Here is a 23,014-nt window from a genome sequence, read left to right as displayed (position 1 = left end):
ACTCGCCCCTTCGTTCGGAAACACCCCCTCGGACCTGGTGAAACGCACGGTCGGTACCCCGCCGTTTCCCCGCTGTCAGTGCCGGGTGGCAGGATCGGGGCATGCCAGACGTGCTCGATGCCAGCCCCTACGACGCCCTGCTCCTGCTCTCGTTCGGCGGCCCCGAGGGCCCGGACGACGTGGTCCCGTTCCTGGAGAACGTGACCCGCGGGCGCGGCATCCCCAAGGAACGCCTCAAGGAAGTCGGACAGCACTACTTCCTCTTCGGCGGCGTCAGCCCCATCAACGACCAGAATCGCGCCCTGCTCGACGCCCTGCGCAAGGACTTCGCCGAGCACGGCCTGGACCTGCCCGTCTACTGGGGCAACCGCAACTGGGCGCCGTACCTGACGGACACCCTGCGCGAGATGGCCGGCGACGGCCGCCGCCGCATCCTGGTCCTCGCCACCAGCGCCTACGCCTCCTACTCGGGCTGCCGCCAGTACCGCGAGAACCTGGCGGACGCCCTCGCCGCCCTGGAGTCCGAGGGAATCGAGCTGCCGAAGATCGACAAGCTCCGGCACTACTTCAACCACCCCGGCTTCGTCGAGCCGATGGTCGACGGGGTCGTGCGGTCCCTGGCCGAGCTGCCCGAGGAGGTGCGGGACGGGGCGCACATCGCGTTCTGCACCCACTCGATCCCCACCTCCGCCGCCGACACGTCCGGCCCGGTCGAGGAGCACGGCGACGGCGGGGCGTACGTGCGCCAGCACCTGGACGTGGCGCAGGTGATCGCCGACGCCGTCCGCGAGCGCACCGGCGTCGACCACCCCTGGCAGCTCGTCTACCAGTCGCGCTCCGGCGCCCCGCACATCCCGTGGCTGGAGCCCGACATCTGCGACCACCTGGAGGAGCGGCAGGCGGCCGGCGCCCCCGCGGTCGTGATGGCCCCCATCGGGTTCGTCTCCGACCACATGGAGGTCCTGTACGACCTCGACACGGAGGCGACCGCCAAGGCGGAGGAGCTGGGGCTGCCGGTGCGCCGCTCGGCCACCGTGGGCGCCGACCCGCGCTTCGCCGCGGCCGTCCGCGACCTGGTCCTGGAGCGGGCGGGCGACGAGCGCGGGCAGGAGGTCGCGCCCTGCGCCCTCGGCGCCCTCGGCGCGAGCCACAACCTGTGCCCGGTCGGCTGCTGCCCCGCCCGTGCCCCCCGGCCCGCCGCCGCGGGCGCCGACAGCCCCTACGCGTGAGGACCCCCGTGACCGACGTGACGCCCGATCCGCTCCGTGCCGACCTGCTGAAGATCGCCCAGGAGGCCGCCCACCGCGCGGGCGAGCTGCTGCGGGACGGCCGCCCGGCCGACCTGGCGGTCGCCGCCACCAAGTCCAGCCCCATCGACGTGGTCACCGAGATGGACATCGCCGCGGAGAAGCTGATCACCGGGCTGATCGCCGACCGCCGCCCCGAGGACGGCTTCCTCGGCGAGGAGGGCGCCGCCACGGAGGGCACCAGCGGCATCCGCTGGGTCATCGACCCGCTGGACGGCACGGTGAACTACCTCTACGGGCTGCCCACCTGGGCGGTCTCCATCGCCGCCGAGCAGGACGGCGAGCGGGTGGCCGGTGTGGTCGTGGCGCCGATGCGGGGCGAGTCCTACCACGCGGTGCTGGGCGGCGGCGCCTGGGCGACCGGCGCCTGGGAGGGCGAACGGAAGCTCGCCTGCCGGTCCGCCGCACCGCTGGACCAGGCGCTGGTCTCCACCGGCTTCAACTACGTCGCCGACGTCCGCGCGGAGCAGGCCGAGATCGCGCGGCGGCTGATCCCGCTGGTGCGGGACATCCGGCGCGGCGGCTCGGCCGCGATCGACCTGTGCGACGTGGCCGCGGGGCGGCTCGACGGCTACTACGAGCGCGGGCTGCACCCCTGGGACCTCGCGGCGGGGGACCTGATCGCCCGTGAGGCGGGCGCGGTGACCGGTGGACGCCCCGGTGAGCGCCCCACCGGCGCCCTGACCATCGCCGCCACCCCGGCCGTCTTCGAACCCCTCCAGCGGCTCCTGACGGACTTCGGGGCGTAGGCCTCCGGCGGTTGTGCGGAGGGCGGCATCGGTCTCCGCCGGGGGAGTGCCGTCGCCCGGCGCCGTGCCCGCGCGCCCCGCGGGGCGTGCCGGGTGCCCGAGCGGAAAGGCTGCGCCGACGCGTGCGGGGCCGCGTCACGCCGCCCCGCCGGGTGGTGCGGGGCGTCACGCCGCCCCGCCCGAGCGGGCCGCCGCAGGCATGCTCGCGCGGTCGGCTCGGCGCTCGGCTCCGCGGTCGGTTCCGCGTCCGGTCACATCGCGTCGTGGGCCCACGAGCGGGCCGGCGGAGGTGGTTGCGGTCGGGCTCCTCGGCCCCTCGGCCCCTCGGCCGCACGGTCAGGCACGTGGATCTGGACCGCCTCTCCGTGCCCCCGCCGCCCGCTTGCCGGGCGAGGTTCGGCGGCCCCCGGCTCACGTGGTTCCGGAGACCGCTCAGGCGTGTCCCCCGCCGGGCCGGATCGGGCAGCCACTCCGCCCGGCCGCGCCGCCCGGCCTGCCCCGGCCGCCCCACCCGTGCTGCCCGTACTCCGTGGTCGCCGGGGCACACCGCGAACCGCGACACGGGGCCGGGCATGACGAGGCCCCGGTGCTGGATCCCACCGGGGCCTCGTTCTTCGCGGGCCGATCAGGCGCTGGTCGCGCTGACCTCCACACCGTGCTCGGCAGCGAGACGGCGCAGATCGTCGAGCTCGCCCAGCTCCACCTCGACAAGGAACTCGTCGCCCTCGTCGCGGGCCCGGGACAGGTCGGACTCGGTCGTCTTTATGCGCTGCAGAAGTCCTGCGGTGAAAGCGTCCATGCTGCGCCCCCTCGTCCTGGGTCGTGGGTCGTTGGCACGGGGGTGTGCCGATCGGAAGGGGCGATCACGCCTCCGGTGGAGTGCCCAGCGCTGCCCTGCCGGGCGGCGACCGTGCCGGACACCCACGCCCGCTCTGCGGAAGCGGACCGCGGCGTACCGCGCGGTAACGCGGTACAGGCAGAGCGTGATCGCGGGGTGTAAAGCCGTCCTCCCCCAGCTCCCCTTCGCGGAAACCTTAACCGCGCGAGAAAATCTCGCATTCCCGCTGCGGCGGCCCTTCTTCGCCGATCTTCGTCACCGGCCCCTCACCCGGCTTACAGCCGACTTATGGCCGAAAAGGGCAGGATGGAGGCAACACACCCACCAGCCCCCTGCCCACGTGCGTCCGAGAAGCGCTACGCGGGTGGACACAGGAAGGACAAGCGACGTGCGCGTACTCGTCGTCGAGGACGAGCAGCTGCTCGCCGATGCGGTGGCCACCGGACTGCGCCGGGAGGCCATGGCCGTCGACGTCGTGTACGACGGTGCGGCCGCCCTGGAACGCATCGGCGTCAACGACTACGACGTGGTCGTCCTCGACCGCGACCTTCCCCTCGTGCACGGCGACGACGTCTGCCGCAAGATCGTCGAGCTGGGCATGCCCACGCGCGTGCTCATGCTCACGGCCTCGGGCGACGTCAGCGACCGGGTCGAGGGCCTGGAGATCGGCGCCGACGACTACCTGCCCAAGCCCTTCGCGTTCAGCGAGCTGATCGCCCGCGTGCGCGCCCTGGGCCGGCGCACCAGCGTGCCGCTGCCGCCCGTCCTGGAGCGCGCCGGGATCAAGCTGGACCCGAATCGCCGCGAGGTCTTCCGCGACGGCAAGGAGGTGCAGCTCGCGCCCAAGGAGTTCGCCGTCCTCGAGGTCCTCATGCGCAGCGAGGGCGCCGTGGTCTCCGCGGAGCAGCTCCTGGAGAAGGCCTGGGACGAGAACACCGACCCGTTCACCAACGTCGTGCGCGTGACCGTCATGACCTTGCGCCGCAAGCTGGGCGAGCCGCCCGTCATCGTCACCGTCCCCGGCTCCGGCTACCGGATCTGAGCGGCCGTGGCGACGACACCCGCGCCCCCCGGGGCGCCCCCCAAGCCCACGTGGGACCCGCGCTCGGCCACGCCCCTGCCGTGGCTGCGCCCCACCATCCGGATACGGCTCACGCTCCTGTACGGCGGCATGTTCCTGATCGCCGGCATCCTGCTGCTGTCGATCATCTACCTGCTGGCCGCTCAGGCGGTGCGCACCGGCAACGAACCGCTGTACAAGATCGTCGACTTCGCCGACCTCAAGGTCTCCAGCAGCACCTGTCCCGTGGTCGACAACGGCAACCTGTCGCTGTCCGACTTCAACGCGGCGATCAGCGACTGCATGGACCACCAGCGCAAGGTCGCCCTGGACAACCTGCTCAGCCGCTCGCTGCTGGCGCTCCTCGGCCTCGCCGTGATCGCCTTCGCCTTCGGCTACGCCATGGCCGGACGCGTCCTGTCGCCGCTGGGCCGGATCACCCGCACCGCGCGCGCGGTGGCCGGCTCCGACCTCTCCCGCCGCATCGAGCTGGACGGCCCGGACGACGAGCTGAAGGAGCTGGCCGACACCTTCGACGACATGCTGGAGCGGCTGCAACGGGCCTTCACCGCCCAGCAGCGCTTCGTCGGCAACGCCTCCCACGAGCTGCGCACGCCGCTGGCGATCAACCGCACCCTCCTGGAAGTGCACCTGTCCGATCCGAACGCGCCGGTGGAGCTCCAGCAGCTCGGCAAGACGCTGCTGGCGACCAACGAACGCAGCGAGCAGCTGGTCGAGGGCCTGCTGCTGCTGGCCCGCAGCGACAACCAGATCGTCGAGCGCAAACCGGTGGACCTCGCCGAGGTGGCCGGCCAGGCCATCGACCAGGTGCACGGCGAGGCCGAGAGCAAGGGCGTGGAGATCCGCGGCAGCCGCGAGGCCGCGGTGGTCCAGGGCAACGGAGTCCTGCTGGAGCGGATCGCCCTGAACCTGGTCCAGAACGCCGTGCGCTACAACGTGGCGGAACAGGGCTGGGTGGAGGTCACCACGGCCGTGGAGAACGGCCAGGCGGTCCTGGTGGTCACCAACACGGGCCCGGTCGTCCCGGCGTACGAGGTGGACAACCTCTTCGAGCCGTTCCGGCGGCTGCGCACCGAGCGGACGGGCAGCGACAAGGGCGTCGGGCTCGGGCTGTCCATCGCGCGGTCCGTGGCCCGGGCGCACGGCGGGCACATCTACGCCCAGCCGCGCGAGGGCGGGGGGCTCGTGATGCGGGTGACGCTGCCCGTCTGAGATCATGACCCCGACATCGCACCGAGACCCGAGGATGTTCGCTTTGAGCGGAATTTCCAGGCCACCGGCCTTGGAGTCGCGTGTGTGATCGATCACAGCGGAGGCTTTCGCGCCCTCTACTCTCCGTGATCATGCACCCTGTCGGAAAGCCGGGAAAATCCCGGTTTTCAGGGGCCCTGATCACGGGAAGTACACGGTGAGACGCCTTTGAAGTGCGGCATTCGGACCGTGTACGGTCCCCATCGCCATCCAAGCCGATCACTCGTGAGGAGTCCGGTTGGGTGTCGATTGAGTAACAGACCTTGATGTGAGGCAAAATCTCCGCCTCAGGTCGGGCACAAGTCCGGCCTCTCACGCGTTACGTGCGCTGAAGACACCGCAGACACCCAGAGGGGGAGAGCGACCATGGCAACCGATTACGACACTCCACGCAAGACCGACGACGACGTCGACTCGGACAGCCTCGAAGAGCTGAAGGCCCGGCGGAACGACAAGTCCGCCTCGGCCGTCGACGTCGACGAGTTCGAGGCCGCGGAAGGCCTCGAGCTTCCCGGCGCCGACCTCTCGAACGAGGAACTGGCCGTCCGTGTACTGCCGAAGCAGCAGGACGAGTTCACCTGCATGAGCTGCTTCCTGGTCCACCACCGCAGCCAGCTGGCCCGGGAGAAGAACGGCCAGCCGATCTGCCGCGACTGCGACTGAGGCGGGGTCGGCCGTGACTGGCTCGACCCCTCCCTGGAAGCGCCGTTTCTCCCGACGAGGAGCGGACCAAGGGCCGTCCTACGGTCCGTACAGCGCGCGTGACGACGAGCGGGGCCCGACCGATACGGGGAAGGCCCCGCTCGAACCAGTGGCCGACCGGAGTGACCTCCCGGCGACCACCAGGCCGCCGGCACCCGCTGCCCGGCGCCGGGCAGCGGCGTTCCGGGAGAAGGCGGGACAGGGGGTCCGCAACGGCGGCGCCCGCGCCAGGGCTGCCCTGGGGCACCTCGCCGACCGGATCATCGACCTGGCCCCGCGCGTGCCCGTACGGGACCTGGCGGCGCTGCGCAGGCAGTTCCCGGGCCTCGGCCCCGAAGAGCTCGCCGACCGGCTCGTGGCCGGCGCGGCCAAGGGCACGGCGACCGTGGGAGCGGGCGTCGGAGCGGCGGCGATGCTGCCCGTACCCCCCGCGATGCCCACCGAACTGGCTGCCGAGATCACCGGCGTCGCGGCGATCGAGCTCAAGATGATCGCCGAACTCCACGAGGTCTACGGCCTGCGCCCGCCCGGCAGTCTCGCCCAGCGCAGCACCGCGTACCTGAACTCGTGGTCGGACGAACGCGGCGTAGACGTGTCCAAGCCGTCGACCCTCGGCTCGGCGATGAACAGCCACATGAAACGCCAGCTGCGCCAGCAGATCATGAAGCGGATGGTGCGCGACCTGCCCAACCTGATGCCGTTCATGGTGGGCGCGGCCGTGGGCGCCGTCATGAACCGCCGCGACACCAGAAAGCTGGCCGCCAGAATCCGTGCCGACCTGCGCAAGAAGCAGGTCGCCTGGAGCGCCCTGGACGACCTCCCGGCCCTGGAACGCCCGCAGGACGCCCTGGACATGGGCGAGATCACCAAGGGGAGCGGGCCCGGCTCCGTCGGCCCCGGGGAAAACTTCGGCAAAGACGAGCGCTGACCCGCGGCAGGCGCTTTCGTGCTACGCGGCCGCCGCCTTCGCCGCCGTCAGCGCCTCGATCAGCCGCTCCGGCTCGCGCGTCGACAGGTACAGGTAGGGCGTCGGGTCCTGCGGGTCCGTGACCAGCACGCGCACGGCCCTCGGGATGTAGGCGCGCAGCAGCAGGAACGCCCGGGTGTCGGCCTTGTACGTGCGCCAGGCGCGCGCCTCCTCCGGGTCGAGGATCTCCGCCTCGCCCAGCGCCGCCAGCGGCACCTTCGCCTCGCCCGCGACCAGCGAGTCGCCCACGATCCGGATGCGGACCGCGCCGTACGAACTGGCCGCCACCGCCGCCACCGCCGTGCCGCCCGCCAGGCCGCCCAGCATCGGCAGCGTCCCGAAGGGCAGCAGGATCAGCGCGAACGCCAGCCCCACCAGGAAGGAGACCAGCCACCAGGAGCGGGGCGCGGTGAGTCGTTCTTCGTACGGGGCCGTGGAGAGCTGCATGAAGCAAGCTTGGCACGGTATCGGTGTTCGGCCGACGCGCGGGTAAGGTCTGCGCCTGTGAGTGGTACTTCCCCAGGTCTTCAGCCCCCCGCCGACGCCGTGAAACCCGTACGGCACCCCGACGCGCCCGCTCCCGGCGAGCTGCTCGGCGCCCACTACGGGCAGTGCTTCGGCTGCGGCGGCGACCAGCCCCACGGACTGCACCTCCAGGCGCGGGCGGGTGAAGGCGTGTCGATCACCGCCGAGTTCACCGTCCGCCCCGCCCACCAGGGCGCCCCCGGCCTGGCGCACGGCGGCGTGCTGGCCACCGCCCTGGACGAGACGCTGGGCTCCCTCAACTGGCTGCTGCGCACCATCGCCGTGACCGGACGGTTGGAGACCGACTTCCGGCGGCCGGTGCCCGTGGACACGACGCTGTACCTCGAGGCCGAGGTCACCGCGGTCGCCGGCCGGAAGATCTACTCCACCGCCACCGGCCGGATCGGCGGCCCCAACGGCCCGGTGGCCGTCCGCGCCGACGCCCTCTTCATCGAGGTCAAGGTCGAGCACTTCGTCCAGAACGGCCGCGAGGAGGAGATCCGCGCCGCCATGGACGACCCCGACCAGCTCCGCCGCGCCCGCGCCTTCGAGGTGAACCCGTGAGCCGGGCCGACCTCGAGGTGCTGATCCGCCGCGTCGACCCCGACGTACCGCTCCCGGCGTACGCGCAGCCCGGCGACGCGGGCGCCGACCTGCGCACCACCGTCGACTGCGAGCTGGCGCCCGGCGAGCGTGCCGTCCTGCCCACCGGCGTGTCTGTCGCACTCCCCGAGGGGTACGCGGCCTTCGTGCACCCACGTTCCGGACTGGCCGCACGCTGCGGCGTCGCCCTGGTGAATGCCCCGGGGACGATTGATGCCGGGTACCGTGGGGAGATCAAGGTGATCGTGGTGAATCTCGACCCGCGCGAGAGCGTGCGGTTCGAGCGCTTCGACCGGATTGCCCAACTGGTCGTCCAGCAGGTCGAGAGGGTCCGCTTCCGTCAGGTCGCGGAACTTCCCGACTCGGCGCGGGCCGAGGGGGGCTTCGGGTCCACCGGCGGCCACGCCGGGCTGGACCCCGCAAGCGGCACAAGCGGTCAGGTCGCCGAAGGCGGCCCGACGGGTGGGAATCGATACGCTTCGGTCGTATCCGACCGGGAAGGACAGTGACGTGTTCGGACGTCGCAAGAAGAATGACGCCGCCGAGGACGCGGCCGGCGAGACCGAGCAGGTCGTCGACAGCGTCGACACCGAGGCGGACGAAGAGCGCGAACGCGTGCGGCTCGAGCCCGAGCCGCGCCCCGACGGGCCCTGGGACAGCACCGAGGTCCGCGACCCGGGCGAGGGCCGGGTCGACCTGGGCGGTCTGTTCATCCCCGGGGTCGACGGCATGGAACTGCGGGTGGAGGTCGCGGGCGACGCGATCGTCGCCGCGACCGTCGTGCTGCGCGACAGCGCCATCCAGCTCCAGGGCTTCGCCGCGCCCAAGCGCGAGGGCATCTGGGGCGAGGTGCGCGAGGAGATCGGCTCCGGCATCACCCAGCAGGGCGGCATCATCGACGAGGTCGAGGGTCCGCTGGGCTGGGAGCTGCGGGCCCAGGTCCCGGTGCAGCTGCCGGACGGCACGGCCGGCTTCCAGGTCGTGCGGTTCGTCGGCGTGGACGGGCCCCGCTGGTTCCTGCGCGGGGTGATCTCGGGCCAGGGCGCGGTGCAGCCGCAGGCCGCCGGTCTGCTGGAGCAGATCTTCCGGGACACCGTCGTCGTCCGCGGCGAGGGCCCGATGGCCCCCAGGGACCCCATCGTCCTGAAGCTGCCGAACGACGCGCAGATGGTCCCCGAAGGTGTCCAGCAGGAGGAGGGCTCCCGCTTCGCCGGCGGCATGGGCCAGCTCCAGCGCGGACCGGAGATCACCGAGGTCCGTTAGGCGAGGGCCCCGGCAGGGCGCTCTTCGCCGTACGCGTGCCACGAGGGCCGCGTCCCCAGGGGGACGCGGCCCTCTCGCCGTACGGACGGGACGAGCCGCGGGCGAAGCAGCGGCCGCGGCCGGAAGCAACTGCCGCGGCCGTTGTATCCGCCCGCCCCCGTTGGTGATACTGGCGCGGTTCACCGGGCGCGACGGGGGAGGGCACCACATGAGCCAGGTGGTCACGGAGACCATGGTGCGCGTCCAGGACGTGCGGAAGTCGTACGGCCACGACGGCGCCGCCGTGCACGCCCTGCGCGGCGTCTCCCTCGACGTGCCGCGCGGGGAGCTGGTCGCCCTCAAGGGGCGGTCGGGGTCCGGGAAGACCACCCTGCTCAACATCGTGGGCGGCCTCGACACCCCGGACGCCGGGCGGGTGGAGGTCGACGGCCGGAACCTCGCGGAGCTGGACGAGGACGGGCTGCTCGCCCTGCGCCGGGACCGGGTCGGCTTCGTCTTCCAGTCCTTCGGGCTCATCCCGATCCTCACCGCCGCCGAGAACGTCGGCGTACCGATGCGGCTGCGCCGGGCCGCCCCGCGCGAACGCGAGGAGCGCGTCGCGCTGCTGCTCTCCCTCGTCGGCCTCGCCGCCCACGCTGCCCAGCGCCCCGGCGAGCTGTCCGGCGGCCAGCAGCAGCGGGTCGCCATCGCCCGCGCCCTCGCCAACAACCCCGCGCTGCTGATCGCCGACGAACCCACCGGCCAGCTGGACGCGGAGACCGGGCACTCCGTGATGGAGCTGCTGCGGGCCGTCGTACGCAGCGAGCAGGTCACCGCACTGGTCGCCACCCACGACGCCACTCTGCTCGACCTCGCCGACCGGGTGCTGGAGCTGCGCGACGGGGAGATCGTCGAGCAGTGACGCCACCGGGAGCGGGCGGCCGTCAGGGTTCCGTCAAGGACGACCGGCATCCACACCCCCGCCCCTTTTGCCGCGATTGCGGGTCGTAGGGTCGACGCTGCGCACTCGGCGCAGACCGGAAGACAATGAGGCCATGGGACGCGGCAAGCTTCGGATCTACCTCGGTGCGGCACCGGGCGTCGGCAAGACGTACGCCATGCTCTCCGAGGCGCACCGGCGCGTCGAACGGGGCACCGACTGCGTGGTGGCCTTCGTCGAGCACCACGGCAGGGCACGCACCGAGGTGATGCTGCGCGGCCTGGAACAGGTGCCGCGCCGGGAGATCGAGTACCGGGGCGCCGCCTTCACCGAGCTGGACCTGGACGCGGTGCTGGCCCGCCGCCCCCGGGTGGCGCTGGTGGACGAGCTGGCCCACACCAACGTCCCCGGCGTGCGCAACGCCAAGCGCTGGCAGGACGTCGAGGAACTCCTCGCCGCCGGCATCGACGTCGTCTCCACCGTCAACATCCAGCACCTGGAGTCACTCGGCGACGTCGTGGAGTCCATCACCGGCGTACGGCAGCGCGAGACGGTGCCGGACGAGGTGGTGCGGCGCGCGGACCAGATCGAACTGGTCGACATGTCGCCCCAGGCGCTGCGCCGCCGCATGGCCCACGGCAACATCTACCAGTCGGACAAGGTCGACGCGGCCCTGTCCAACTACTTCCGCCCCGGCAACCTCACCGCCCTGCGCGAGCTGGCGCTGCTGTGGGTCGCGGACCGGGCCGACGAGTACCTCCAGCAGTACCGCAGCGAGCACCGGGTCTCGAAGATCTGGGGCTCGCGCGAACGCATCGTCGTGGGCCTGACCGGCGGCCCCGAGGGACGGACGCTGATACGGCGGGCCGCGCGCCTCGCGGAGAAGGGCGCCGGCGGCGAGGTGCTGGCCGTGTACATAGCCCGCAGCGACGGACTGACCTCCGCGTCCCCGAAGGAGCTCGCGGTGCAGCGCACCCTGGTGGAGGACCTGGGCGGCACCTTCCACCACGTGCTCGGCGAGGACATACCGGCCGCGCTGCTCGACTTCGCGCGCGGCGTCAACGCCACCCAGATCGTCCTCGGCTCCTCGCGCCGCAAGACCTGGCAGTACGTCTTCGGACCCGGTGTCGGCGCCACCGTCGCCCGCGAGTCCGGCTCCGACCTCGACGTCCACATCGTCACCCACGAGGAGGTCGCCAAGGGGCGCGGGCTGCCGGTGGCCAGGGGAGCGCGGCTCGGCCGGTCCCGGATCGTCTGGGGCTGGCTGGCGGGCCTGGGCGGTCCCGTGCTGCTGACGCTGCTGCTCAGCACCGTCCACCTCGGGCTCGCCAACGACGTGCTGCTCTACCTGGCGCTGACCGTCGCGGCCGCCCTGCTCGGCGGGCTGTACCCGGCGCTCGCCTCGGCCACGGTCGGGACCGTGCTGCTGAACTGGTTCTTCACGCCTCCGGTCAACCGGATCACCATCGCCGACCCCAAGAACATCCTTGCGCTCGCCATATTCGTGGGCGTCGCGCTCTCCGTCGCCTCGGTCGTCGACGTCGCGGCCCGCCGCACCCACCAGGCCGCCCGGCTGCGCGCCGAGTCGGAGATCCTGTCCTTCCTGGCCGGGGACGTGCTGCGCGGCGAGACCAGCCTGGAGACGCTCCTGGAGCGGGTGCGCGAGACCTTCGGCATGGAGTCGGCCGCCCTCCTGGAGCGGGAGGGCGACGTGGCGCCCTGGACCTGCGCGGGGCGCGCCGGGTCGGGACCGCCGGTCGACCGCCCGGAGGACGCGGACGTGGACATGCCCGTCGGCGACCACATGGCCCTCGCGCTGACCGGCCGGGTCCTGCCCGCCGAGGACCGCCGGGTGCTGGCCGCCTTCGCCGTGCAGGCCGCCGTGGTCCTGGACCGGCGCCGGCTGCGCGAGGAGGCCGACCGGGCCCGCGCGCTGGCCGAGGGCAACCGCATCCGCACGGCGCTGCTGGCCGCCGTCAGCCACGACCTGCGCACCCCGCTCGCCGGGATCAAGGCCGCGGTGACCAGCCTCAGGTCCGACGACGTGGCCTGGTCCGAGGAGGACCGGGCGGAGCTGCTCGAAGGCATCGAGGAGGGCGCCGACCGCCTCGACCACCTGGTGGGCAACCTGCTCGACATGTCCCGCCTCCAGACCGGCACCGTCACCCCGCTGATCCGCGAGATCGACGTCGACGAGGTGGCGCCGATGGCGCTCGGCGGCGTCCCCGAGGGCAGCGCGGAGCTGGACATCCCCGAGACGCTGCCCATGGTCGCCGTGGACGCCGGGCTCCTGGAGCGGGCGCTGGCCAACCTGGTGGAGAACGCCGTCAAGTACAGTCCGGACGACCGGACCGTCCTGGTCGCCGCCAGCGCCCTCGCCGACCGCGTCGAGGTGCGGGTGGTGGACCGGGGGCCGGGAGTGCCGGACGAGGCCAAGGACCGCATCTTCGAGCCCTTTCAGCGCTACGGCGACGCCCCGCGCGGGGCCGGGGTGGGGCTCGGCCTGGCCGTGGCCCGCGGTTTCGCCGAGGCGATGGGCGGCACCCTGAACGCCGAGGACACCCCCGGCGGCGGCCTCACCATGGTCCTCACCCTCCGCGCGGTGGGCTCGTCCGCGCCGACCTCCCGTCCCGCGACAGCAGAAAGGCAGGCCGCCCGATGACCCGGGTGCTCGTGATCGACGACGAACCGCAGATCGTGCGGGCCCTCGTGATCAACCTCAAGGCACGGCACTACGAGGTCGACGCCGCCCACGACGGCGCCACCGCCCTCCAGCTCGCCGCCGCCCGGCAGCCCGACGTGGTGGTCCTCGACCTGGGGCTGCCCGACATGGACGGCGTCGAGGTGATCAGGGGGCTGCGCGGCTGGACCCGGGTGCCGATCCTGGTGCTGTCCGCCCGGCACTCCTCCGACGAGAAGGTCGAGGCGCTCGACGCGGGCGCCGACGACTACGTCACCAAGCCCTTCGGCATGGACGAGCTGCTGGCCCGGCTGCGGGCCGCCGTCCGCCGCGCCGAGCCCGTCCCCGGCGGCGAGGACGAGGTGGTCGTGGACACCGCGGAGTTCACCGTCGACCTGGCCGCGAAGAAGGTCCACCGGGGCGGCAGGGACGTACGCCTGACGCCCACCGAGTGGCACCTGCTGGAGGTGCTGGTGCGCAACACGGGGCGCCTGGTCAGCCAGAAACAGCTGTTGCAGGAGGTGTGGGGGCCGTCGTACGGGACGGAGACGAACTACCTGCGGGTCTACATGGCCCAGCTGCGCCGCAAGCTCGAAGCGGACCCCGCGCACCCGCGGCACTTCATCACCGAGCCGGGCATGGGATACCGCTTCGAGAAGTGAGAGGCCGTGCACGCCAGGTGAGGGGGAAGTGAGCCTCGCCATCCCGTCCCGGCAGGGGTGCATGGCTGTCGGCGGGCCCCGGTACGCTTCAGATATGAGTGCTGCTCCGCGTTCCGACAAGCCGGTGGGCCGGTTCCGGCGCATGTTCGACCGGCTCTCCTCGTCACAGGAGGACCTGGAGTCGGAGGAACTGCGCGAGGACGCCGACACCGCCGGCTGTACGCGCATCGGAGACTGCCAGGACCGTCAGGTCGTGTCGGTTACTGGTACCTTGCGCACGGTCACCCTGCGACCGCGCGCGGGCGTTCCGGCCCTGGAGGCCGAGCTGTTCGACGGTTCCGCCGCCCTGGACGTGGTGTGGCTGGGCAGACGCTCCATCGTGGGCATAGAGCCGGGGCGCAAGCTCATCGCATCGGGCCGGATCTCCATGAGCCACGGCCGCCGGGTGCTCTTCAACCCGAAATACGAACTGAGACCCCTCGGACGGGAGTAGCCGGTGACGTCGCTCGACAAGCCGACCGAAGAGACGACAGAGGCCGACGACGCCCGGGCGGTGACGGAGGCCGCGCTGTTCGAGGCGTTCGGCGGCGTGCGGGGCATGATCGAGACGGTGCTGCCGGGCCTGCTCTTCGTCACCATCTTCACCCTCAACAACGACCTGCACATGTCGGCGATCGCGGCGCTGGCCGTGTCGGTGGTGCTGGTCGTCGTCCGGCTGGTGATGAAGGACACCGTCAAGCACGCGTTCAGCGGGGTCTTCGGTGTCGCCTTCGGCGTGGTCTTCGCGATGATGACCGACAACGCCAAGAACTTCTATCTGCCGGGCATGCTCTACACCCTGGGCCTGGCGCTGGCGTACATCGTCACCTCGCTGGCCGGGGTGCCGCTGATCGGCCTGATCCTCGGCCCGGTCTTCAAGGAGAACCTCTCCTGGCGCACCCGAAACCCGGGCCGCAAGAAGGCGTACACCAAGGCGAGCTACGCCTGGGGCTTCATCCTGCTCGCCAAGTCCGCGATCCTCTTCCCGCTGTACTGGTGGGCGGACACCGAGCAGCTCGGCTGGGTCCTGGTCACCCTGAAGATCCCGCCCTTCCTGCTCGCCGTCTGGCTGACCTGGGTCTTCCTGGCCAAGGCACCGGCGCCCATCGACGTGTTCGCGGAGATGGAGGCGGCGGAGGAGGCCGAGAAGGCGGCGAAGGCCGAGCGGGAAGGCCGCGAGCAGGCGACGGCCGACCAGACCCTGCCCGGGCCTTCGGAGGCCGACGGCGAGGCCGCGGACCTGCGCGGCGGCAAGCACCGCAAGACCTGACGGACCGGACGCGACGGTACGGCGGTGGGGCGCCCGGAATCCCGGGCGCCCCACCGCCGTACCGGCACGTCGGCCGCGTCGGCTGTACCGTCACGTCGGCCGCGTCGCGTCGGTCAGACCGCGCCGTCGGGCCGCCGTCGGGCCGACAGCAGGTCCTCCAGCTGCTCCTCGCGGGCCTGCGCGGCGACGAAGAGCAGCTCGTCGCCCGCCTCCAGGGAATCCTCCCGGGACGGCGTCAGCACCCGGGTGCCGCGGATGATCGTCACCAGCGAGGTGTCCTCGGGCCACTGGACGTCGCCGACCTGGGTGCCGGCCAGGGCCGACTCCTCCGGCAGCGTCAGCTCGACGAGGTTGGCGTCGCCGTGGCTGAAGCGCAGCAGCCGGACCAGGTCGCCGACGCTCACCGCCTCCTCCACCAGGGCCGACATCAGCCGCGGGGTGGAGACGGCGACGTCCACGCCCCAGGACTCGTTGAAGAGCCACTCGTTCTTCGGGTTGTTCACCCGGGCGACGACGCGCGGAACGCCGTACTCCGTCTTGGCCAGCAGGGAGACGACCAGGTTGACCTTGTCGTCGCCCGTCGCGGCGATGACGACGTTGCAGCGCTGGAGCGCCGCCTCGTCCAGGGAGGTGATCTCGCAGGCGTCGGCGAGCAGCCACTCCGCCATCGGGACGCGCTCGACCGAGATGGCCGTCGGCGCCTTGTCGATGAGCAGGACCTCGTGGCCGTTCTCCAGCAGCTCGCCCGCGATCGAACGGCCGACCGCGCCGGCTCCGGCAATGGCGACCCTCATCAGTGACCGCCCTCCTCTTCGGGACCCTTGGCGAACGCCGCCTCGACCTTGTCGACCTCGTCGGTGCGCATCATCACGTGCACGAGGTCGCCCTCCTGAAGGACGGTCTGCGAGGACGGCAGGATCGCCTCCCCGAGCCGGGTGACGAACGCCACCCGCACGCCCGTCTCCTCCTGGAGCCGGCTGATCTTGTGACCGACCCAGGCCGAGGAGGTGTGCACCTCGGCGAGCTGGACGCCGCCGGTGGGGTCGCGCCACAGCGGCTCGGCACCCGCGGGCAGCAGCCGGCGCAGCATCTGGTCGGCCGTCCAGCGGACGGTGGCCACGGTGGGGATGCCCAGGCGCTGGTAGACCTCGGCGCGGCGCGGGTCGTAGATGCGGGCGGCGACGTTCTCCACGCCGAACATCTCGCGCGCCACGCGGGCGGCGATGATGTTCGAGTTGTCGCCGCTGGAGACGGCGGCGAAGGCGCCGGCATCCTCGATCCCCGCCTCGCGCAGGGTGTCCTGGTCGAAACCGATGCCGGTGACCCGGCGGCCGCCGAACGAGGAACCGAGGCGTCGGAAGGAGGTGGGGTCCCGGTCGATCACGGCGACCGTGTGCCCCTGCTGCTCCAGGGTCTGGGCGAGCGCTGAGCCCACGCGCCCGCAACCCATGATGACAATGTGCACGGCTTACACCACTCTTCTTCTCTGCCCTCTGACCGCGGTGAACATCCCGTTCATCTTCCTCTTTCGGCTCGACGGGCAAACATCTGCGGCCCCCCACCGAAGGCCGCAGCCACCATCATGCCGGTCCGTCGCCGCCGCACCCCGGCGGGGTGGTTCGTTCGCGTCGTTCAGCCGCGTTGAACCGGAGCGCGGTCGCGCCTCAACACTTTGACGGTGGCGGCGGGCCGCGCCGGTCCTGTGTTGAGTCCGGAATCCGATCGTTCGGTGGATGACGGGTGGGGCGGTGCTTGCCACGATGGACCCCGGTTCGAAAACTGGTTGGGAGCCAGCCAAAAACCGGGCGGCGGCCCCTCGGGGCCGGTCCGGACGGCCGCGACCCGGCACCCCGTCCGCTCACGGGAGTGCGGGGAGGGCGAGCGAGCACGCCCGCGACCCGGCACCCCCGTCCGCTCACGGGAGTGCGGGGAGTGCGCGCGAGGACGGCCCGGCGGACCGGGCGTGCGGCCGCGCGCGGCCGACCGCTACGACCACGGACACAGCATGTACGACTTCGGGGGATGTGTGGAAATCAACATATTGGGACCCGTATCGATCAACACGCCGGACAGCGGTGGCGGGATCCGGGCCGGCAAGGTCCGCACGCTGGTGGCGACGCTCGCCATCGACGCCGGCCGCGCCGTGTCGCTCGCGGACCTGGTGGATGAACTCTGGGGCGCGACCCCGCCCGACAACGTCCTCAACGCGCTCCAGGCGCATGCCGCGCGGGCCCGGAAAGTGATCAACGAACGAGCCTGCCCCGAGCGGGCCGACTGCGTCCTGCGCTCCGTGCTCGGCGGATACCTGCTGGAGATCGACCCGCAGCGCGTGGACGGCAACCGATTCCTGCGACTCGTCTCGCAGGGCGCCTCCCTGCTCCCCGCCGACCCCTCGCGCGCCGTCGAACTGCTGGAGAGCGGCCTGCGGCTGTGGCGCGGCCCCGCCCTCATCGACGCGGGAGAGGGCAGGCGCTGCCGGGGTGCCGCGGCCCTGTTCGAGGAGCGTCGGCTCACCGCCCTGGAGGACCTGGTGAGCGCGATGTTCCTGCTCGGGGGCGAGGCCCAGGCGATCGCCATGCTCCAGCAGCTGGTGGCGCAGTACCCGCTGCGCGAGCGGTTCTGCGAACTGCTGATGGTCGGCCTCTACCGGGTGGGGCGTCAGGGCGACGCCCTGGAGTCCTACCACCTGGCCAGGAAGCGGCTGGACGAGGAGCTGGGGGTTCAGCCGGGCGCGCTGCTGCGCCGGCGGCACGCCGAGATCCTGGCCCAGGATCCGGTCCTCAAGGTGCCTTCCGCGCTGCGGCGCGAGCCGTACGCGCCGGTCGACACCAGCCTGCTCACCGCCTGACGACCCCGGGCCGGCCGCGGACGGCGCCCACGTGAACAGGAACGAGAAGTTGGCAGACAACGACACAGCCACCGTCACCGACTCAGCCATAACCGAAGCCGAAGCCGAGGCCGAGGCCGAAGCCACAGCCACAGCGGGCCCCGCCGAACCGATCTCCATCGTCGGGATGTCCGCGCTCTACCCGGGGGCCCACGGCACGGCGGAGCTGTGGCGGCTGCTCCTCGCCGACGGCCCGACGCCCGGCTCCGGCACCGGATCGGCGCCGGGGCGGCTCGGCGACCTCGAGGTCGACGTCGCCCGGTTCGGCATCCCGCCGGCCCAGGCCGCCTCCATGGCCCGCCTGCAACTGCTCATGGTGGAGGCGGCCCGTCAGTGCCTCGACGACGTCACCGGCTCCGGCGCGGCCCGCGAGCGCACGGACGTCGTCGTGGGCACCTGCCTCGGCCTGGACCGGCAGTACGCCAACGCCCTGCGCGTCGACGGCGCCCGCTACGCCCGGGACCTGGCGGAGGTCCTCGCGGACGGTGCCCGGCGCGGCACCGGCATCGACGCGCGCGCCGCCGGACAGGAACTCAACGACGTGCTGTCGCGTCGGCTGGGCGCCTCACCGCACGACCGGGTGGGCGAGATGGCGAGTACGATCCCGGCCCGCATCGCGTCCGCCTTCAAACTGCGCGGGCGCACCGTCGCCGTCGAGTCGGCGGACGCCACCTCGTACCTGGCCCTCGCGCACGCGGTGGACAGCCTGCGCGCCGGGCTCGCCGAGGCCGTGCTGGTCGTGGTCGGACAGCGTGACGAGGGCCGTCTCGCGCGGCGGGCGCTGGCGGCCAAGGGGTTCGCGGCCGGGCCCGGCGAGGCGGGCGCCGGCGCTCCCGTCCTCGCGGAGGGGCTCGGGGCGCTGCTCCTCAAGCGCCGCTCGACCGCGGAACGGGACGGCGACCGGGTGTACGCGTCGGTCCTGGACTGCGCCCTGCGGCACGAGGCGCGGCCGGGGACCTTCCGCTACTCGCTGTCGGCCGCGCACCGCAGGGCCGCCGCCGAGGCCGCGCACCGGACGGCGGGCGTCGCACCCGGGTCCGTACGGCTCGTCGAGTGCGCCGGGTACGGCACGGCCGCCGTCGGGCGTGCCGAACAGGACGCGATCGCCGGGATCCACGCCGGTGCGCCCCGGGACTCGGTGGCGGTGGGCACCGTGCGCGACCGGCTCGGCCACACGTTCGCCAACGCGGGGCTCGCCGGCGTCACCAAGGCGGCACTGGCCCTGCACCACCGCACCGTTCCCCCGGTGCGGCCCGGCACGGATCCCGCTCCGACGGCCGGTCCGTTCCGCGTACCCCGCGCGGCCGAGCCCTGGGAGCCGTCCGCCGACGGCACGCCCCGCCGCGCCGCGGTCGTGGGTGCCTCCCTGACCGGCACGGTCTGCCACGTGCTCCTGGAAGAAGCCACACCGGTCGGCCCTGTGCCCCCGGAGCCGGACGCCGACACGCACCGCGGCGACGGGCGGGCCGGTGGTACGGCCCGCCGTGGGGTGCGGGGCGGGGCGGCGTACGCCACGGGCCGGGAGACCGGGGCGGGGGAGGCCGAGCCCATCGCGATCGTCGGGTTCGGCGGCCGTTTCGCCGACTCGCCCGACGCGGACGGGTTCTGGCGGACGATGCTCTCCGGGCGGGACCGGATCGGGCCGCTGCCGGCCGAGTCGTTCGACCGGGACCTCTACCACGCACCCGGCGCGCTCGCCCTCGGCCGCAGCTACACCGACCTGGGCGCGCCCGTCCCGGTGCCGACGGAGCCGCCCCCCGGGCTGCGCATCCCCCCGCACCGGTACGCGGCGACGGACGCGGCCCAGCGCCTCGGACTCGACGTGGCCGCCGAGTTGTTCGCCCGCTACGGGCGTGACCCGCGCTCGCTCGAGGGCGTCGGAACCGTCGTCGTCGGCAGCAATCTCGGTCTGTCCAGGGAACGCCGGCTGCACACCGGTCTGTGCCTGGACGACCTGGAGGCGGACGTCCGTTCCCTCGGTGCGCTCGCCGCACTGGGTCCTGACGACGTCGAAGCGGTGACCAAGCTGGTGCGGGACCGCTTCGGCGAGCCCGGCCCCGTCGACCTGCCGACCACCTGGGACGGTTGTGTCGCCAGCGGCATCGCCGCGCTCGTCGGCAACGAACACGGCCTGGACGCGGTACCGGTGGCGGTGGAGGCCGCCTGTGCCTCCTCGCTGGCCGCCCTCGACGTGGCCGTGGGACGGCTGCGCTCCGGAGGCGCCGACTACGCCGTCGCCGGCGGTGTGGAACTGCCCTGCAACGCACGGGACATGGTGCTCTGCTCCTCGCTGGGCCTGCTGTCGCACAGCAGAATCACCCCCTTCGACGCCGGCGCCGACGGCTTCACCCCGGGCGACGGCTGCGCGCTCTTCCTGCTCAAACGCCTGGCGGACGCCCGCCGCGACGGCGACCGGGTGTTCGGCGTGCTCCGCGCGGTCGGCGCGTCCAACGACGCGAAGTCGCTGATCGCCCCGGACGCCGACGGCCAGGCACAGGCCGTACGGCAGGCCTTCGCGCAGGTCGACTTCGGCCCGGACGAGGTGGACTACCTGGAGGCCCACGGCACCGGCACCCGGCTCGGCGACCGCGTGGAGGTCGCCGCCGCCGCACAGGTCTACGGCACCGGACGGCGTACGGCACCGCTGCACATCGGCTCCGCCAAGTCCTTCCTCGGCCACACCTTCGCGGCGGCCGGCGCGGCCGGACTGCTGCGCACGCTCCAGGCGTTGCGGCGGACCACCCTGCCGCCCAGCGTCAACCTGCGGGAACTCAGCCCCGACCTCGCCCTGGACGCCGTGCCCGCGCGGGTGGCCACCGAGCCCGGTCCCTGGCCCGCCCCGGCGGGCCGGCCGCGGCGCGCCGCGGTGAGCGCGTTCGGCACCGGCGGCATCAATTACCACCTGTTGATCGAGGAAGGCACGGACGCAACGCGATGAACTTCGATTTCGATGCCGGATTTGACGCCGAGACCAAGGAAATGCGGGACATGGTCGTGCGGTTCGCCCGGCGCGAGCTGGACTCCGCCGGCCGCTTCGACGATGCCGGGGACTTCCGGCGGCGCTGGCTGCTGGCCGGCAAGCAGGGCCTGGTGGGCACCACCGTGCCGGGCGAGTTCGGCGGCAGCGGCCTGGACGCGGTGTCCGCGGCCGCCGCGATGGAGGCGCTCGGCCACGGCTGCGCGGACACCGGCTTCGCCTTCTCCGTCGCCGCGCACCTGTTCGCCGCCGTCATGCCGATCGTCGAGTTCGGCACCGCGGAACAGCGCGCCGCGTGGTTGCCCGCCCTGTGCTCCGGCGAGCGGATCGCCGCGCACGCCATCACCGAACCGGAGGCCGGATCGGACGCGCTGCACCTGCGCACCCGGGCCCGGTCCGCCGACGGCGGCCATGTGCTCAGCGGTTCCAAGTGCTTCATTACCAACGCCCCCGTGGCCGACGTGTTCGTGGTGCAGGCCGCCACCGATCCGCGGGGCGGCTTCTTCGGGCTGACCACGTTCCTGGTCGAGGCCTCCACCCCCGGACTCACGGTGGGACGCCCCTACGACAAGGTGGGTCTGCGGGGCTCCCCGACGGCCGACGTCCACTTCGACGACTGCTTCGTCCCGGCCAATGCGGTGCTGGGGGCGGAAGGTTCCGGGGCGAGCATCTTCTCCTCCTCGATGAAGTGGGAGCGCACCTGCCTCTTCGCGGCCTACCTCGGAGCCATGCGCCGCGTGCTGGAGTCCACCGTGGACCACGTCCGGGACCGCGAGCAGTTCGGCTCGCCCATCGGCGGCTTCCAGGCGGTCAGCCACCGGATCGTCGACATGCTGGGCCGCTACGAGGCGGCCCGGTTGCTGCTCTACCGCGCTGCGCGGTCACTGGCCGACGGCACGGCGGACGACGTCGGGCCGGCCCTCGCGAAGATCGCGGTCAGTGAGGCAGCCGTCCAACTCGGCCTGGACGCCGTCCAGTTGCGAGGCGCCTTGGGGATCATGGACGGGGACGCGGAGTCCCTGCTGCGGGACGCGCTGCCCGCCCGGATCTTCTCCGGCACCAACGAGATCCAGAAGAACAACGTCGCGCGAGCGCTGGGCCTCGGCCGCCGGCGCCCCGCGGCCCGCCGCTGAACGCACGGTCAAGGAGAACCGATACATGGACGTCGTCATCCACCGCATTCGTCTGCGCGACGGAGTGGACCCGGCCCGCTTCGAGGCCTGGGTCCGCGAGGTCGACTACGCGACCTGTCCCCGACTGCCGAGTGTGCGCGCCTTCGGTGTGCACCGGGTGAGCACGGAACGGGACGCTCCATTCCACTACTTCGAGAGCATCTCGGTGACCACGCCGGACGAATTCTCCCGGGACATGAAAACGGAGGCCTTTCAGGACTTGGTCGCCGCGTTCGACACGATGGCGACGGTCGTCGACGAGATGAGTGGCGAACTCCTGGAACCCGGCTACCAGGCACGGTCCTGACAAAGGCGCCGTGGAGCAGAGAGCGAGCGGGGCCGCACGGAGTGTGAAGCCGTACGGCCCGCCGGCACCTTCAGCGGGTGGATGAGCCGTAGCCCGGGCACTGGCCCAGGAGGCCCGACTCGTAGGCGATGGCGACGGCCTGCGCGCGGGTCGCCGCACCCAGTTTGCGCAGGACCCGGTGTACGTGGGACCTGACGGTGGTGGGCGAGACGGAGAGGGACGTGGCCATCTCGGTGTTCGTCTTTCCCTGGGTCAATAAGACCAGTGTCTCCGTTTCCCGAGGGGTCAGTTCGGGGCGGAGATTCTTGGGAGCCCTGCTTCGCCAATAGCGCGTCAAAGCCTCCTGCGCTTCTTCCGGAGCGATAATCGCGTTCACTTCGGTGATGGTTCTGATGACGTGCACCAGTTCTTCGACCGATGTTTCGGCCGACAATACGGCGCGTACTCCTACGCGCAATGCCTCGAATGCGCGGTGGGTATTCTCGGGCTTGGTCAGTAGAAGTGTCTTGCCGAGTCGCGCGAGTTCCGTGAGCTTGTCGATGCTGTCCAGGGTGAACAGCGGGGCGACGCCGACCAGGATGTCGGGGCCGGTCTCCGCCGCCGTGCCAAGCGAGCCGCGCAGGGTGGTCTCCACCTGCACCTTCATGTCGTGCCGTTCCAGCAATGCGCGCATTCCCTCGCCCAGGATGACGCGGTCGCAGCACACCAGGACGCGGGTCGTCATACGTTGACTTTCGACCAGGAAGGATGGGGACGGCACAGGGCGTGCGGGTCGACGCCGACGATGGCGGGTCGGTGCCGGACGCCTTTCTTTT

23 protein-coding genes are annotated in these 23,014 nt (G+C 72.4%); 18 read left to right on the top strand and 5 right to left on the bottom strand.

Going from position 1 to position 23,014, the window contains the following annotated elements:
* Positions 1-101: 101 nt before the first annotated feature.
* Positions 102-1,229, top strand: coding sequence for a ferrochelatase (locus B9W62_RS09655; RefSeq protein ID WP_087806787.1), 1,128 nt, complete (start codon positions 102-104; stop codon positions 1,227-1,229).
* Positions 1,230-1,237: 8 nt separating this feature from the next.
* Entirely contained in the window at positions 1,238-2,056 is an 819-nt protein-coding gene (locus tag B9W62_RS09650) for an inositol monophosphatase family protein (RefSeq protein WP_087806786.1), read from the top strand.
* Between the two features lie 625 nt (positions 2,057-2,681).
* Here the strand turns inward: B9W62_RS09650 and B9W62_RS40140 are convergent.
* Positions 2,682-2,855, bottom strand: coding sequence for a hypothetical protein (locus tag B9W62_RS40140; protein ID WP_179235413.1), 174 nt, complete (start codon positions 2,853-2,855; stop codon positions 2,682-2,684).
* 427 nt (positions 2,856-3,282) lie between these two features.
* On the opposite strand from B9W62_RS40140, the gene B9W62_RS09640 reads away from it, so the two are divergent.
* The 4 genes from B9W62_RS09640 (at position 3,283) to B9W62_RS09625 (ending at position 6,856) form a co-directional block, all read left to right on the top strand.
* Complete coding sequence (locus tag B9W62_RS09640) at positions 3,283-3,936, top strand: response regulator transcription factor (protein ID WP_003993508.1); 654 nt, start codon at positions 3,283-3,285, stop codon at positions 3,934-3,936.
* Positions 3,937-3,942: 6 nt separating this feature from the next.
* Entirely contained in the window at positions 3,943-5,187 is a 1,245-nt protein-coding gene (locus tag B9W62_RS09635) for a sensor histidine kinase (RefSeq protein WP_087806785.1), read from the top strand.
* A gap of 405 nt (positions 5,188-5,592) precedes the next feature.
* On the top strand, positions 5,593-5,889 hold the full coding sequence (locus B9W62_RS09630; protein ID WP_003993510.1) for a DUF4193 domain-containing protein: 297 nt from the start codon (positions 5,593-5,595) through the stop codon (positions 5,887-5,889).
* A gap of 13 nt (positions 5,890-5,902) precedes the next feature.
* Positions 5,903-6,856 (top strand): hypothetical protein, encoded by a 954-nt coding sequence (locus B9W62_RS09625; RefSeq protein WP_087806784.1) that lies wholly within the window; start codon positions 5,903-5,905, stop codon positions 6,854-6,856.
* Positions 6,857-6,877: 21 nt separating this feature from the next.
* Here B9W62_RS09625 and B9W62_RS09620 read toward each other — a convergent pair whose 3' ends face one another.
* Positions 6,878-7,342, bottom strand: coding sequence for a DUF3093 domain-containing protein (locus B9W62_RS09620; RefSeq protein WP_087806783.1), 465 nt, complete (start codon positions 7,340-7,342; stop codon positions 6,878-6,880).
* Positions 7,343-7,399: 57 nt separating this feature from the next.
* On the opposite strand from B9W62_RS09620, the gene B9W62_RS09615 reads away from it, so the two are divergent.
* The 8 genes from B9W62_RS09615 (at position 7,400) to B9W62_RS09580 (ending at position 14,856) form a co-directional block, all read left to right on the top strand.
* Positions 7,400-7,984, top strand: a complete 585-nt coding sequence (locus tag B9W62_RS09615; RefSeq protein WP_087806782.1) for a PaaI family thioesterase — start codon at positions 7,400-7,402, stop codon at positions 7,982-7,984.
* Positions 7,981-8,532 carry a dUTP diphosphatase gene (gene dut / locus B9W62_RS09610; RefSeq protein ID WP_087806781.1) on the top strand — a complete coding sequence of 184 codons (552 nt, stop codon included), beginning with the start codon at positions 7,981-7,983 and terminating at the stop codon, positions 8,530-8,532. Before B9W62_RS09615 ends, dut begins: the two co-directional genes overlap by 4 nt.
* Position 8,533: 1 nt before the next feature.
* A complete protein-coding gene (locus B9W62_RS09605; protein WP_087806780.1) occupies positions 8,534-9,286 on the top strand; it encodes a DUF3710 domain-containing protein in 753 nt (250 codons plus the stop codon).
* Positions 9,287-9,494: 208 nt separating this feature from the next.
* A complete protein-coding gene (locus tag B9W62_RS09600; protein ID WP_087806779.1) occupies positions 9,495-10,187 on the top strand; it encodes an ABC transporter ATP-binding protein in 693 nt (230 codons plus the stop codon).
* A 133-nt stretch (positions 10,188-10,320) separates the two neighbouring features.
* Positions 10,321-12,867 carry a sensor histidine kinase gene (locus B9W62_RS09595; RefSeq protein ID WP_087806778.1) on the top strand — a complete coding sequence of 849 codons (2,547 nt, stop codon included), beginning with the start codon at positions 10,321-10,323 and terminating at the stop codon, positions 12,865-12,867.
* Positions 12,864-13,547, top strand: a complete 684-nt coding sequence (locus tag B9W62_RS09590; protein WP_087806777.1) for a response regulator — start codon at positions 12,864-12,866, stop codon at positions 13,545-13,547. Before B9W62_RS09595 ends, B9W62_RS09590 begins: the two co-directional genes overlap by 4 nt.
* A 94-nt stretch (positions 13,548-13,641) precedes the next feature.
* Entirely contained in the window at positions 13,642-14,040 is a 399-nt protein-coding gene (locus tag B9W62_RS09585) for an OB-fold nucleic acid binding domain-containing protein (protein ID WP_076976707.1), read from the top strand.
* 3 nt (positions 14,041-14,043) lie between these two features.
* Entirely contained in the window at positions 14,044-14,856 is an 813-nt protein-coding gene (locus B9W62_RS09580; protein ID WP_087806776.1) for a DUF3159 domain-containing protein, read from the top strand.
* Between the two features lie 113 nt (positions 14,857-14,969).
* Here the strand turns inward: B9W62_RS09580 and B9W62_RS09575 are convergent, their stop codons facing one another.
* Both B9W62_RS09575 and B9W62_RS09570 read right to left on the bottom strand, forming a co-directional pair.
* A complete protein-coding gene (locus tag B9W62_RS09575) occupies positions 14,970-15,650 on the bottom strand; it encodes a potassium channel family protein (RefSeq protein ID WP_087806775.1) in 681 nt (226 codons plus the stop codon).
* Entirely contained in the window at positions 15,650-16,321 is a 672-nt protein-coding gene (locus B9W62_RS09570; RefSeq protein ID WP_087806774.1) for a potassium channel family protein, read from the bottom strand. The genes B9W62_RS09575 and B9W62_RS09570 overlap by 1 nt, the downstream gene beginning before the upstream one ends.
* A 576-nt stretch (positions 16,322-16,897) precedes the next feature.
* Here B9W62_RS09570 and B9W62_RS09565 point away from each other — a divergent pair.
* The 4 genes from B9W62_RS09565 to B9W62_RS09550 are packed head-to-tail and all read left to right on the top strand — an operon-like array spanning position 16,898 to position 22,199.
* The gene (locus tag B9W62_RS09565; RefSeq protein WP_179235412.1) at positions 16,898-17,704 is read left to right on the top strand and encodes an AfsR/SARP family transcriptional regulator; all 807 of its coding nucleotides are present in this window, start codon (positions 16,898-16,900) and stop codon (positions 17,702-17,704) included.
* A gap of 49 nt (positions 17,705-17,753) precedes the next feature.
* A complete protein-coding gene (locus B9W62_RS09560; RefSeq protein ID WP_087806773.1) occupies positions 17,754-20,681 on the top strand; it encodes a polyketide synthase in 2,928 nt (975 codons plus the stop codon).
* Positions 20,678-21,853, top strand: a complete 1,176-nt coding sequence (redW, locus tag B9W62_RS09555; RefSeq protein WP_087806772.1) for an L-prolyl-[peptidyl-carrier protein] dehydrogenase — start codon at positions 20,678-20,680, stop codon at positions 21,851-21,853. The genes B9W62_RS09560 and redW overlap by 4 nt, the downstream gene beginning before the upstream one ends.
* A gap of 25 nt (positions 21,854-21,878) precedes the next feature.
* Positions 21,879-22,199 (top strand): RedY protein, encoded by a 321-nt coding sequence (locus tag B9W62_RS09550; RefSeq protein WP_087806771.1) that lies wholly within the window; start codon positions 21,879-21,881, stop codon positions 22,197-22,199.
* Positions 22,200-22,269: 70 nt separating this feature from the next.
* Here B9W62_RS09550 and B9W62_RS09545 read toward each other — a convergent pair whose 3' ends face one another.
* Positions 22,270-22,923, bottom strand: coding sequence for a response regulator transcription factor (locus B9W62_RS09545; protein ID WP_087806770.1), 654 nt, complete (start codon positions 22,921-22,923; stop codon positions 22,270-22,272).
* Between the last annotated feature and the right edge of the window lie 91 nt (positions 22,924-23,014).

The sequence above is a fragment of the Streptomyces sp. CS113 genome, assembly GCF_002188365.1.
GTDB lineage: Bacteria > Actinomycetota > Actinomycetes > Streptomycetales > Streptomycetaceae > Streptomyces > Streptomyces tendae.
This window is presented reverse-complemented; position numbering and strand designations above follow the sequence as displayed.

What these genes read in the sequence shown, in the direction of transcription:
- B9W62_RS09630 (WP_003993510.1), top strand. Translation starts at nt 5,593, where the DNA reads ATGGCAACCGATTACGACACTCCACGCAAGACCGACGACGACGTCGAC.
- B9W62_RS09585 (WP_076976707.1), top strand. Translation starts at nt 13,642, where the DNA reads ATGAGTGCTGCTCCGCGTTCCGACAAGCCGGTGGGCCGGTTCCGGCGC.
- B9W62_RS09545 (WP_087806770.1), bottom strand. Translation starts at nt 22,923, where the DNA reads ATGACGACCCGCGTCCTGGTGTGCTGCGACCGCGTCATCCTGGGCGAG.
- B9W62_RS09590 (WP_087806777.1), top strand. Translation starts at nt 12,864, where the DNA reads ATGACCCGGGTGCTCGTGATCGACGACGAACCGCAGATCGTGCGGGCC.
- B9W62_RS40140 (WP_179235413.1), bottom strand. Translation starts at nt 2,855, where the DNA reads ATGGACGCTTTCACCGCAGGACTTCTGCAGCGCATAAAGACGACCGAG.
- B9W62_RS09600 (WP_087806779.1), top strand. Translation starts at nt 9,495, where the DNA reads ATGAGCCAGGTGGTCACGGAGACCATGGTGCGCGTCCAGGACGTGCGG.
- B9W62_RS09655 (WP_087806787.1), top strand. Translation starts at nt 102, where the DNA reads ATGCCAGACGTGCTCGATGCCAGCCCCTACGACGCCCTGCTCCTGCTC.
- B9W62_RS09620 (WP_087806783.1), bottom strand. Translation starts at nt 7,342, where the DNA reads ATGCAGCTCTCCACGGCCCCGTACGAAGAACGACTCACCGCGCCCCGC.
- redW (WP_087806772.1), top strand. Translation starts at nt 20,678, where the DNA reads ATGAACTTCGATTTCGATGCCGGATTTGACGCCGAGACCAAGGAAATG.
- B9W62_RS09595 (WP_087806778.1), top strand. Translation starts at nt 10,321, where the DNA reads ATGGGACGCGGCAAGCTTCGGATCTACCTCGGTGCGGCACCGGGCGTC.
- B9W62_RS09550 (WP_087806771.1), top strand. Translation starts at nt 21,879, where the DNA reads ATGGACGTCGTCATCCACCGCATTCGTCTGCGCGACGGAGTGGACCCG.
- B9W62_RS09575 (WP_087806775.1), bottom strand. Translation starts at nt 15,650, where the DNA reads ATGAGGGTCGCCATTGCCGGAGCCGGCGCGGTCGGCCGTTCGATCGCG.